At 50.8% G+C, this 12,498-nt stretch carries 9 protein-coding genes and 2 pseudogenes; 8 read left to right on the top strand and 3 right to left on the bottom strand.

Going from position 1 to position 12,498, the window contains the following annotated elements:
* Positions 1-350: pseudogene (locus WCC56_RS17740) on the top strand (hypothetical protein); the annotation flags it as partial.
* A 486-nt stretch (positions 351-836) separates the two neighbouring features.
* Positions 837-1,358, top strand: a complete 522-nt coding sequence (locus WCC56_RS17735) for a GNAT family N-acetyltransferase (protein ID WP_424693646.1) — start codon at positions 837-839, stop codon at positions 1,356-1,358.
* Between the two features lie 325 nt (positions 1,359-1,683).
* Here the strand turns inward: WCC56_RS17735 and WCC56_RS17730 are convergent, their stop codons facing one another.
* Positions 1,684-2,133 carry a hypothetical protein gene (locus WCC56_RS17730; RefSeq protein WP_424693645.1) on the bottom strand — a complete coding sequence of 150 codons (450 nt, stop codon included), beginning with the start codon at positions 2,131-2,133 and terminating at the stop codon, positions 1,684-1,686.
* Positions 2,134-2,536: 403 nt separating this feature from the next.
* Here WCC56_RS17730 and WCC56_RS17725 point away from each other — a divergent pair, with 403 nt between their 5' ends.
* The 4 genes from WCC56_RS17725 to WCC56_RS17710 all read left to right on the top strand — a co-directional run bounded on the left by WCC56_RS17725 (position 2,537) and on the right by WCC56_RS17710 (position 4,681).
* Positions 2,537-2,926, top strand: a complete 390-nt coding sequence (locus tag WCC56_RS17725) for a VOC family protein (RefSeq protein WP_424693644.1) — start codon at positions 2,537-2,539, stop codon at positions 2,924-2,926.
* 76 nt (positions 2,927-3,002) lie between these two features.
* On the top strand, positions 3,003-3,398 hold the full coding sequence (locus WCC56_RS17720; RefSeq protein WP_424693643.1) for a VOC family protein: 396 nt from the start codon (positions 3,003-3,005) through the stop codon (positions 3,396-3,398).
* An 85-nt stretch (positions 3,399-3,483) separates the two neighbouring features.
* Positions 3,484-3,834 carry a DUF3147 family protein gene (locus WCC56_RS17715; protein ID WP_424693642.1) on the top strand — a complete coding sequence of 117 codons (351 nt, stop codon included), beginning with the start codon at positions 3,484-3,486 and terminating at the stop codon, positions 3,832-3,834.
* Positions 3,835-4,309: 475 nt separating this feature from the next.
* Positions 4,310-4,681 (top strand): hypothetical protein, encoded by a 372-nt coding sequence (locus WCC56_RS17710; protein WP_424693641.1) that lies wholly within the window; start codon positions 4,310-4,312, stop codon positions 4,679-4,681.
* A 167-nt stretch (positions 4,682-4,848) separates the two neighbouring features.
* On the opposite strand, the pseudogene WCC56_RS17705 reads toward WCC56_RS17710, so the two are convergent.
* Positions 4,849-5,016 (bottom strand): annotated as a pseudogene (locus WCC56_RS17705) (transposase); the annotation flags it as partial.
* Positions 5,017-5,117: 101 nt separating this feature from the next.
* Positions 5,118-5,714 (bottom strand): glutathione S-transferase family protein, encoded by a 597-nt coding sequence (locus WCC56_RS17700; RefSeq protein WP_424693640.1) that lies wholly within the window; start codon positions 5,712-5,714, stop codon positions 5,118-5,120.
* A 397-nt stretch (positions 5,715-6,111) separates the two neighbouring features.
* Here WCC56_RS17700 and WCC56_RS17695 point away from each other — a divergent pair, with 397 nt between their 5' ends.
* Both WCC56_RS17695 and WCC56_RS17690 read left to right on the top strand, forming a co-directional pair.
* Positions 6,112-7,776 (top strand): ShlB/FhaC/HecB family hemolysin secretion/activation protein, encoded by a 1,665-nt coding sequence (locus WCC56_RS17695; RefSeq protein WP_424693639.1) that lies wholly within the window; start codon positions 6,112-6,114, stop codon positions 7,774-7,776.
* A gap of 12 nt (positions 7,777-7,788) precedes the next feature.
* On the top strand, positions 7,789-12,498 hold a 4,710-nt coding region (locus tag WCC56_RS17690), incomplete at its 3' end, for a filamentous hemagglutinin N-terminal domain-containing protein (protein ID WP_424693638.1).

Raw genomic sequence — 12,498 nt, 5'->3', positions numbered from 1 at the left:
CGGTCGGCGACCGCTGGTTTATGGAAAACGGCATTACCAACCTAATGGTGTTCCGTAAATTCCTGACAGCCTGGCTGTCCCAGCGTGATGATATTAAAAAAGAGATGTATATCGTGGTGCGTCCGCTGAAACCTTCACCGGATGGCTTACCGGTGGAGATCTACTGCTTCACCTCATCGATTTACTGGGCCGATTATGAAAATACCCAGGCGGCGATTTTTGAGTATATCTATGCGATGGCGCGCCACTTTGAGTTGCAGATTTACCAGCATCCGGCGGGATCCGATTTTGCCCGGCTGGCGCAGCCGCGCGCGGAGAATGCCAATCCCAGGACTGGCGGCCCGCAGTAATCTGACTCCCGGCGGCGTCACGTTGCCGGGATCTTTATTTTATAACCAGTCAGTTACTTTAGATCGGCCACCACTCCACCGTTCCCTCCAGGATCTTCCGGGGGCGCTTCTGCGGCGTGGCGATTACCTGAATAAACTCGACGACCTGCTGCTTGCTCGCAGACAGCTTTTTACAGGCCCGTCTCAGCTTACCAACCACGTCCGGCTCCGACGGTGGCGCGGGTTCCGCCCAGCAGCACCTTTAAGTTAACCAGCGTAATTGCATCTGACTTGACTACCCATTTGCATTTTACCTGGCGATCGTTTGCAAACCACTTGACCACCGTCAACTAAAATTGGCGCATAACTTTCGCCCTATGACGAGGTTTGGTTTGAACGGCTGCTGTGTGCCAGAAGCGGACATTGGTACAGTTGATTGCCCGTGAAAGAAGAACCGTGCATGGTGGTAAAATAGCCGCATCAAGAATGCTAAAACCAGGAGAAGTAATGACTGCTCAGCAAGCGCCTCGTCTTGAAACAGAACGACTGATTTTAAAGCAATTTACGCTCGACGAGTTTCCAACGCTTATGGCGTGCTGGAGCACTCCTGAGATGGCTAAAATTAATGGCGGTGAGAATCCAACAGCAGAAATGGTTTGGACCCGCTTATTACGTTATATCGGGCACTGGCACGCGTTAGGGTATGGCTATTGGGCAGTGTTTGAGAAAATAACAGGTCGTTATGCTGGTGCCTTTGGTTTCCAGGATGCTCATCGTGATATCACACCTGAGTTAAAATACCCTGAAGCTGGATGGACGTTGATTCCTGAGGTTCGTGGCAAAGGTTATGCTTCTGAAGCGCTGGCCGCAGTTTTACTGTGGGCCGACCAGACATTTTCCTCCCCAGTATGTTGTATCGTTGACGAAGAAAATAAACGTTCAAATTATCTGGCTGAGCGTTTTGGTTTCCAGTTTCAAAGTTATGTTAACTATCGCGGCAAGCAGGTACGCATGCTTATACGCCAGTAAGTAATCAAACCATAAATGCAGTTTTTTAGCGGGTCATTTGCGGAATTAGCCTTTAAAGGTCTTCGTCGCTTCTGGTTAACAAGAATCTGATTGTCCCTGACATTTCGAAGCTCTCTTGACCCCCGACTGCAAACGGAACGTCCGATCCTCGCTCAAAACTGCCTGTAAAAGTGGTTAAGCCCTACTACAACACAGAGGTACAAAAATCACCTTAACGTACAATAATTTTCAATGTCCAAACTAACCCTTTCCATACCGCTGGGGGCTATCAGTGAAGCAGGTAAACACAGAGTTTTGGTTTGGGTATATCGTATTCATCCATCCCCTAAAACGGCGACCGAAACCATATGGCCCACAGGATATAAACGCCACCCCCGAGAAATAACAGGCGATATACCCAGACAATGGCGTTTTCCTGCCGCAGGTAAAATTTCAGCGGGTTACGGTGCAGGTTGGTCGCATTGTGAGTTTTATGAAAGTGTGTCATCTGTTGCGCGCCTCTGCTGGCTAGTGCAATCATAAAACTGGTCATTATGATCATCACTAATGCCATATAGCTTTTCACCAGAAGCCCCAGGCTCAGGCGCAGCCATGGACTGTCGCCCTTGTGCATAACGACGACACCATGTTTTTTAAGCGCAATCGCAGCAAAGCTAAGCATAAGGTGCACGACCAGCAGGATGACAAAATGCTTCGCATTGGTGCGGAAAGTATTCTTCAGTGTGATACCAAAGATCCAGGCGAAAAAAAGCAGTGTTGATGCCAGCCACATCATTGAGTTTAGAATCATTCCAGGCCTGCTCAGTAAATTACTCAGTGGCATATTTTTGCCGAATGACGGTAAGAGCGCCAGGATGATTTTTACTGCTAAATCGTAACTGACAATATTTCACGAATACTCGAGTTCTTTTGACTGACGGTTTTGTGCCAGCAGCGGACGTTGGAGAGGACGAGAGTAATGACTATTACATCCCCCTTTTTCCGGTTCCCTCTCTTAACGAGTGCCAAAATCATTTTGACTGTTTTAACGCCATAGCTATGCACTCAAAGCGAAATTTATCTACAAGCCTATGGACAGTTTTCCGGACATAAGATGGGAGATTTTGCACTAACATCAGAGGGGCGCGGAACCGTTGTTTTGTTAAATATGAGTGATGGGATACTACAAAGGAGAGTTCATGAACTTTACCCACCTTCGCCTGGCTCGACCTGTCAGCAATCTGGATCTCAGCTGTGAAATGTACTGTCGTGGGATTGAGCTAATCAAATTAGGCTCTTTTTCAGATCATGAAGGGTTCAGCGGACACATGCTTGGGCGTGATGGTCTGGGTTGGCATCTGGAATTTACACAGTGCCATCATCACCCCGTGTCACCATCCCCTTCTGATGAGGATTTACTGGTTCTGTACGTTCCTGATAAGGCGCTCTGGGACGATACATGTTCAAGAATGGAAGAGGCCGGATTTACCAAGGTGAGCTCGTTCAATCCTTACTGGGATAACGACGGCGTGACTTTTCAGGATCATGATGGGTACAGGGTTGTAATCCAGAATCGGCAATGGGGATAGCGCTGTAGGCACTTTGCTGATGTTATGATCAATACCAGTGACCTGCATGTTCATCCCAAAACGGAAGGAGTGGATTTTGAGAACGCTGAAAAGATGTATGGGTTATGTGGCTATCGTCGTGGACGATTACGATCGGGCGATTGAGTACTACACAAGCAAGCTTGGGTTCACGCTTGTCGAAGACACGCCTCAGCCAGGTAAGCGCTGGGTAGTGGTGACGCCGAATCCGGAAAGCGACTGCAATCTTCTTCTGGCACGCGCCTCAAACGAAAGGCAGGAAGCGTTTGTCGGCAACCAGTGCGGCGGGCGGGTGTTCCTGTTCCTGCAGACCGATGATTTTTGGCGAGATTATCATGCTATGAAGGCCGCAGGCGTTCAGTTTTGTGAGGAGCCGCGGGAGGAAGAGTACGGAACGGTGGTGGTGTTTGAAGATCTCTACGGTAATCGCTGGGATTTGTATCAGAACAACTGATTTTCCGGGGCGACCAGGGGCGCTTTTTCAGCTTGGTTATTAAGATGTTATGGTGAATCCGGGTGTCTAAGACAAGAGGAATGCAATGCTCTGGCTGATTGTGAAGTATGCCGTTACTGCGGCAATGGTTGTACTCGTCTCCGAGGTTGCAAAGAGAAGCGATCGCCTTGGCGGACTACTGGCAGCCTTACCTCTGGTGACCGTGCTGGTCTTAATATGGATGAAGCTTGAGGGGCAAACGCAGCAAAAGATCGCCAGTCACGCGTGGTATACGTTTTGGTATGTAATCCCGACCCTCCCTATGTTTTTGTGCTTTCCCGTTATGTTTCAGAAATGGGGCTTCTGGGTCGCACTACTGGCATCCTGCCTCATGACTGTAGTGGTTTTCTGGGGTTATGCCCTTGTACTTCGTCGCTTTGGTATTGAGCTCATGTGACATCGTTACCAACAACGAATGTTATGGTCAATTCGGCGGGCTGCAGGTTACCAGCAATTACCGAGCATCACCCGGAGGTGGATGAGGCGCGTTCGCTCTTCGCTCTTCGCTCAAAGCTGCCTGTTGACCTGATCAAGCCCTACAAGGAGTTTGAAGTCCAATCGTACGAAAGTGTACATTAAGTGCGCTTTTGAGCTGATTGGGCGAGTAAGGAAAATGAGGGTCTTGTTTAGCTTTCCCGTACAAGCCAGTAGCCATGCGGTTTTTGTATTTTCAATGTTAATAACTGCGGTAATCAAATCAACGAAAACCTGAATGACAACGTGAGGAATTTATAAGTTTAAAATCATATGGTTATGTTCTTAGCGTACGTTTTCGTTTCATTGACCTTCAGACCCCCTTTACAGGCGGCCATTTTTACAACAAGTAATTTAAGATAAGTTGAGGTAATGGTTTGCGCAGGAAAGTTGTAGTTATGTGGAGTGTGGGTGCCGGGGCGGCTGTTGTTGTGGTCGCATTGGCCGTTACACTGATATACCTGAAAACAGGGCAGTATCTTTATAGCAAAGAGAACCTTGTGAAGTGTCAAAACTTCACACCTGAGGAAGCGAAAGTTGAAGTCTTGCGTTCGCGTTTAAAAAAATACGATGGTTGGGATTCTTATCAGGAGGCTATAGCAGCGGCCGAGTCTGCGCATATCGTGTTTTTAGACGATCAGAGACAAAAGGAAGATGGCAGTTGGTTTATCCCATTCACTCAGCCAAATTCCGATCATGTTAAGCGTTATTATGCCATGCTGGATTGTGGAACTCTCATCACCGAGTACGCATCAGATTTAGGCGATTAATACAGGTTACTGCTTCGTCTTGTGTTGTGTAGTAACAAAGTCGGGATGGGTGCCTGCCAGCAGCATATGCAGCTCGAACTCTCCGGGCTTAGAGCTTTCGCCCCTTGCCGTCCGCTTGCTCTTTGATACGCCAGCCCCGGCCAGTAATGCCAGACTTTTCCCCGGCCTTTTAAAGCGTTAAACCGGCAGCGATCCGTGCCGCCATACTTTTTACGCCAGGTGTAAAACGTGGCGTCGGAAATGGCGTGCTTGCGGCAGAGTTCACGGGCGGATACCCCGGCTTCAGCCTCGCGGAGAATACTGATGATCTGTTGATCGGAAAAACGCTTCTTCATGGGGATGTCCTCATGTGGCTTATGAAGACATTACTAACATCGGGGTGCACTAATCAACGGGGAGCAGGTCACGGGGGCTACTCCTCACTCCGGGACACTGGTCAGCGATTATTTTTCTCCTGGGCTGCCAGGAAGGATGGCCTACTCATCGCTCTGCTTAGATAGCCTTCAATCTTTTTATCCATTTCTATCCCGCATAATTTCGCCCAAAGCAAAGTATGAGACATGAAGATGTCAGCCAGTGTGAAGTTGTCGCCAGCTATCCAGGTATGGTCGGTGTGTAGACTGATCTGAGAAACAACGTTGGTTGCTTCGCGTTTAAGGTAATGCATTAAATCTGGCGAACGCTGATTCTCTGGGGTGAAGACCAGCTGTTTTAGCAGGCCCCAGACTGGGGCTTCTAAATCGGTGAGAGCAAAGCTCAGCCACGAATTAACCAGAGACTTTTCCTGTGGATCTGCTGAATAGAGAGGTGTTCCTGGGTGTTGCTCACACAGGTAAATACATATCGCCAGCGTTTCACTGATTGATACATTCCCATCGGTGAAAAAAGGAACCTTCCCATAAGGATGGGGTGATTTTTTGCTGGGATCCTGACTTAAAATATCAACGCTTATCGGCTCGTATGTTGCGCCAATTTCCTCCAGTGCCCAGAGTACTCTCAGTGACCTGCTTTTAGGGTAAGTGTAAACCTTCAATGTGATGCTCCATTATTTTATATCCTTATAAAACAATATCATAATCGGTGCTCTTGGTCATGCATGACACAGATGTTATTCAGTTCACACAAGCCCTGCCTGAAAGCAGTAGTTTGAAAAGCGAACAGACCCATTCCTGACGGGATTTTGGATTTCAGTCATCAGGCATTCTTATCTCACATTGATCCTAAATACCTTAGCATTGATACAGAAATTACCTATTTGGATTAAATCACCTTAAAATTTCACTTAGTGAAGATTTTGATGATGCGTTAATTCAGAGGGAGGGGATTTTGATGTTATTTTTGTCGTTGAGGAACTTTCTGATTGTTAAGGTGATATTCTGCTTCGCATCGCTTACATAATCCTTACAATTAGAATATCACTTACATTACTTATGAAACCAAATACAGGGAAGTGGGTGGCGTTAGTCATCGGACTGATGACTGGCAGCGCATTAGCGGCACCCTTGTCACCGGGTGATAGGGATTTTATTCAGAATGAACAAAGCCAGCGCCTGCAACAAAACCAGCAACAGCGCGATGCGCTGTGGAAGTCTGCAACGCCTGAAAAACCGGCTATCGAACCAGTAAACCAGAGCGGCCCCTGTTTCACCGTCCATGATATTCAGATTAAAAACGCCACGTTAATATCAGAAAAACAAAAACAGAGTATTGCTGCCCCTTATATTCATCGCTGTCTGAACTTAACGGAAATTAATGCCCTTGTACACGGAATTTCAGACTGGTATATGCAGCGCGGCTATATCACCAGCCGGGCATTTCTGACAGAGCAGGATTTAACCCAGGGTAAACTGGTCATTCCTGTCCTTGAAGGAAGACTCGACAGTATCCGCCTTGATGGTGCTCATCCACGCATACTGAAAACCACGTTTCCGGGAATGGAAGGACGAATTCTGAACCTGCGGGATATTGAGCAGGGAATGGAACAGATCAATCGTGTGCAAAATACGCCTGCGCAGATAGAAATCCTGCCGTCTCCAAAGCCCGGTTACTCAGTTGTAAATCTTAGCACCGCTGCGCAATTCCCTCTGAGTACCTCCGTCAGTTTTGATAACAGCGGCCAGAGAACGACTGGCGTTGGACAAATGAACGCTTCGGTAACGGGCAATAATCTGCTGGGGATTGCCGACAAATGGTTTATCAGCGGCGGACGCAGCAGCGCATTCAGCCAGTGGCGAGATGCGCAGAACCTTCAGGCCGGGGTAAGCGTACCCTATGGCTATGGGCTGCTGGATTACAGTTACAGTTGGAGCAGCTATCACAGTAGCTTTGAAAATAATGGCTTCACATGGCTGAGCAATGGCGACAACATCGCACACCGCCTGAATGGCTCGTGGGTTCTCTTCCGCAATGGTGATATCAAAACCGGTATTCAGCTGGGCCTGAGTCATTACACCAGTCGTAACTTCCTCAACAACACGCTTTTACAAACCAGCAGCCGCAAAATAACCAGCCTGCAGGCGGGGATCAGTCATACCCAAAAAATCGCAGGCGGCGTGGCGACGCTCAACCCGATGTTCAGCCGGGGAATGCCGTGGCTCGATGCTGAAAGCGACCAGGGTAAAAACGGCGACCTCCCCAAGGCCGAGTTCCGTAAATGGAGTTTGAGCGGAAGTTATCAGCGCCCGCTGACAAACCGACTGTGGTGGCTGAGCAGTTTTTATGGTCAATGGTCAGCTGACAGACTCTACGGCAGCGAACGCCTGACGCTTGGCGGAGAAAGTTCCGTGCGTGGGTTTAAAGAACAATACCTCAGTGGTGATGCGGGTGGATACCTGCGCAACGAGGTGAGTTACAGCCTGTTGACGCTGCCCGTGTTGGGTGAAATCAGCACCACTTTTGCCGTAGACGGCGGTTGGCTCAAAAGCGACAAATTTAATCGGGGGGCTACCGGCACCCTTTGGGGAAGTGCCGCAGGCATCACCACCCGTAATCAGCATGTCTATACCCAGTACACCCTTGGTGTTCCGCTCAGCCATCCCGGCTACCTGCATCCAGACAACATCAGCGTATATGCCCGCATCGGGCTGACTTTCTAAGAGGCAAAGATTATGGACGATCGTCAACCCGTTTCCTTTTTCCGTCGTGCGCTGAGCTATCTGATTTGCGGCCTGATTGCCACGCAACCCTTACTGCCGGCTTTTGCCGCTCAGGTAACCCCGGTGACGCCAGGGACCAAAATGGATGCGGCAGGCAACGGTGTGCCGGTGGTGAATATTACCACGCCCAATCAGGCGGGAATTTCACATAACCAGTATCAGCAATACAACGTTGGAAAAGAGGGGCTGATCCTCAATAACGGCACCAACAGGCTGACGCAGACCCAGTTGGGTGGGCTCATTCAAAACAACCCCAACCTGAAAGCGGGGCAGGAAGCGAAGGCGATCATCAACGAAGTCGTCGGAGCCAACCGTTCTCAGCTGCAGGGATATACCGAAGTGGCGGGCAAAGCGGCCAATGTGATGGTGGCCAACCCCTACGGAATTACCTGTAACGGCTGCGGGTTTATCAACACGCCAAACGTGACGTTAACCACCGGTAAACCGCAGTTTGATGCGCAGGGTAACCTGAAGTCACTCGACGTGACGAAAGGTGCCATCACCATTGAAGGAAAGGGGCTGGATGGCAGCCAGTCAGACGCTGTATCGATAATTTCACGGGCCACTGAGATTAATGCAGGCATTTATGCCAAAGACCTGTCGGTAACGCTCGGGGCAAACAGAGTCGGTCAGGACGGATCCGTCACACCCATCGCCGGGGAAGGTGCGGCGCCATCAATAGCGGTTGATACCGGTGCACTCGGCGGAATGTACGCCAACCGTATCCATCTGGTTTCCAGCGAAAAGGGCGTTGGCGTTAACCTCGGTAACCTGAATGCACGGCAGGGCGATATGGTGCTGGATGCCAGCGGCAGGCTGGTAGTAAATGACAGCCTTACCAGCGGCACGGTAACGATTAAAGGGGACGGTGTTGCCCTTAACGGCGATCACAAAGCGGGCGGCTCCCTCACCGTGCAATCGCAACAGGATATCTCGCTACAAAATGGCGCACTTGTCACTGACGGTACGCTGGCTATTACCGGCAAACGCAATCTGACCTCAACCAGCACTACTATGACGGCAGGCCGTGATATCCAGCTTAACGGTGCGGCGTTATCGATCGATAAAGAGAGCAGCGTCAACGCCGGGACGGATATCCATCTCGGCGCACAGAAACAGCTTGTTAACGCCGGGCAGGTGATAGCGGCCAGAAATCTTGCTATCAAAGCCGGAGAAACAAAGAACAGCGGCCTGCTGAGTGCTAAAGCGGCGCAGACTCTCAACAGCGAGAGTGTGACTAACAACGGCAAACTGGTGGGCAACACCCTCAACCTGAATACCCAGTCGCTTATAAACAGCGGTGAGGTGTTGGGCGGAGAGTTCGCTGAGATTAGGGCAGAACGACTGGAAAATTCGTCGAAGGCAACAATCACCGGCGCGGGCAATCTGCAAATCACCAGCACTGACCTGATTAATCAAGGCTCAATCCTGGCTCCAGAGCTAACGCTGAACGGCAGCCAGATTGATAACGCCGGTCTACTGCAGGGCAATAAAAACCTCAATCTTAGCGGAAACCTGCTTAACAACCGGGCCAGCGGTACGATCAGCTCTGATGAAAGCTTTACCCTTAACCTACCAGAACTCAATAACAGCGGCCTGATCCACAGCGGTGCCGACCTCTCCCTTAAAGGGGAGACGCTGGTGAATGCTGGCGAGATTAACGCAACCAATCTGAAGGCAGACACTACCAGCCTGACGAATCAGCAGAGCGGACTGCTGCTGGCTGATAAAAATATGCAGCTACTCCAGCAACAGCTCAGCAATGATGGGCAGATAGCGGCCGATGAGCTTGATATACACGCTGCACAGTTCACTAACCGCGGTATTTCGCAGAGTAACACCGCACTACATGCCTCCGGAGACAACGTTATTAACAACGGCACGCTCCTGAGCGCTGGTGTGCTTACCGTAGATGCGAGCGGGCTGACGAATAATGGACTGATTCAGGGGCGGAATCTGGACGTTCAGGCTGATAAGTTGCTGAACAGTGGCGATCTGCTTAGTGAAGGCGCAGCGCAACTGCAGGCAAATCAACTGCAAAACAGTGGCAAAGTACTAAGCCAACAGAGTGTGAGCCTGAAAACCGGAAGCACAGAAAATCAGGGCCAGTTAATGGCCAGGGTTCTTGAGCTTCAGGGTGATTTAATCAACATCGGCACCCTCGGGGCAGAACAACTCACTTTGTCCGGTAATGTGCTGCAAAACGGGGGGCTGATTCAGGGTGACACGGCGTTGACGGCTGATTACCAGCAGATGAAAAATCAGGTCAGCGGCAAAATGCTGAGCGGCGGCGAGCTGAAATTGCACGGCGAGAATGCCAGTAATGAAGGAACCTGGCAGGCTGAGAAACTGGGTTTCATTTTTGATGCGCTCGAGAATAGCGGCACCCTCATCAGCACCGGTCAGCTTGAGGGAACTCTTCAGGGGCAGTTGAAAAATGACGGTATTTTGCTTAGCAGCGGTAATACGACGTTGCAGACAGCCAGCCTGATAAATAACGGAAAAATCAGCGCCGACGGCCTTGTCCTTCGTAGTAAGACAGTAAACAACAGCGGGCTACTTCAGGGGAGCAGTTCACTGGATGCGCAGGCAGAGAATCTGACTACAACAACCGGTAGCAAAACCCTGACCGCCGGTAAGCTGACGTTAAACGCCACACAGTTGACCACTGACGGCACTCTGCAGGGTGAGCAGGCGGTAATTAACACCGATGACTGGCAGCATCAGGGTTCTCTGCTGAGCAGTCATAACCTCCAGGTTACGGTCGGCGGCGAGCTTCGTAATGAAGGCGAACTTCTCAGCCAGGGGGATGCCAGTATTGGCGCCAGAACGCTGAACAACCTGGGATCATTGCTCAGCGAGCAGGCGATGACGTTAACCGGGGATGAGCTGAATAACAGCGGTACGGTGCAGGGTAAGATCCTGACCATCACACCCGCAACTGTGATTAATCAGGGCAACCTGACAGGCTTACAGGCGCTGACGCTGGGCGCACTGCCACGGGCAGCGGGCCGTATGATGCTGATGGCGCTGACAATCCCCCCGCGTACCCTGACAAATAATGCTGGAGGGGCCTTGTTAACGCAGGGCACGCTGACCGTTAACGGTGGCGTAGTGACCAACAATGGCAGTTGGCAGGGGGCGAAAATCCTGCTGGATGCCCAGCGACTGACTAACAACGGTGCTATTCAAAGTGCCGGTGACATGCAGTTGCTGCTCAGCGACAGGCTTGATTCTGGTGTGGGGAGTAAAATTTCTGCTGGCGGACTGACGGTACTTCAGGCGATGTCCCTTGCTAACCAGGGGCAGTGGATTGCACAAAACCTGATGCTGAATGGCGGGACGCTGGACAACAAGGGTGAAATCAGCGGTGTTACGGGACTGACGGTACAGCTCAGCGGGGCACTAACCCAGCAGCAAAATAAAACCCTGTTAACGGCGGGTAAACTTCAAGTACAGGCGTCATCACTCAGCAATGCCGGGCGCATTCAGGGCAACGAACTGGAGATAACCAGCGGGGCCATTGATAACTCGGGACTTCTGCAGGGCAACAATACTCTTTTACTGACGGCAAGCGGGCGTCTGACCAACAACAGCGCGGGCACATTGATGACCCAAAGCACGCTCACGCTAACCACCCCGGAGCTCTATAACTACGGTCTTATTCAGGCTGGAGGGACCAGCAACGTTAAGGCCACTGGCGCGATGAAAAACGCCGGCAGGCTGTTATCCGGTGGCGAGTTGACGCTAAACACACCGCAGTTAACGAATAGCGGCTGGCTGCAGGCGTCCCGGTTAATTCTTAACGCGACCAACACAGACAACAGCGGAACATTACTGGCCGATCAACAGGGCACACTGACCGGTAACAGCTTCACCACTCAGGGCACTGTGCAGGGCGGCAATCTGGCGGTGAATTACCAGCAGCTCACCAACAGTGGAACGGTGATGGGCGTCAGTCAGCTGAAGGTGAAAGCTTCACAGGTCATTCAGCAGGCGGCAGGCAGGTTATTCAGTGGCGGGGATCTCTCGCTGGAAAGTAATGGGTTCAATCAGGCCGGACAGGTGGTGGCATTGGGGAGTGCCACGCTGCAACTTATCAACAGCTTTACCGCTCGCGGCACCCTTGCCGCCGGGAATCGCCTGAGCATCAGCAGCAACAGCGCGCTCGACAACCAGGGGACCCTACAGGGCAACGCCATGACGCTCAGCGCAGGCGGTAATCTTACCAACAACGGTCAGCTGACCACCGGCAATGGTGACAGCAGCCTTACAGGTAACCGTATTTCTCTCAACGCCAGCGGCACGCTGCAGGGTGGCGGCAACATCAATATTGTCAGCCGCACTGATATTGCAGTTGATGGATTTACCGGAACGCGTGGCAGCCTTGTTCTCAGCGCCCCAGGGAATATTGTTAACAGCGCGCTTCTTTATGCCGCGAATAACCTCTACCTCTATGCCAATAGTATAAAAAATCAGCGTGGCGACATTCTGGCCGGGAACAGTTTGTGGATGCAACGTGATTCGGCAGGGAACGCCAATGGCGAGGTTATCAACACCTCAGGGACAATTGAGACGCAGAACGGTGATATCACGGTTAATACCGGCCATTTGTTGAATACCCGAGATGGGTTGCATGTGACACAAACCAGCTCGTCTTCA

Origin of the sequence: Erwinia sp., assembly GCF_049696395.1 — a bacterium.
Lineage (GTDB): Bacteria > Pseudomonadota > Gammaproteobacteria > Enterobacterales > Enterobacteriaceae > Erwinia.
This window is presented reverse-complemented; position numbering and strand designations above follow the sequence as displayed.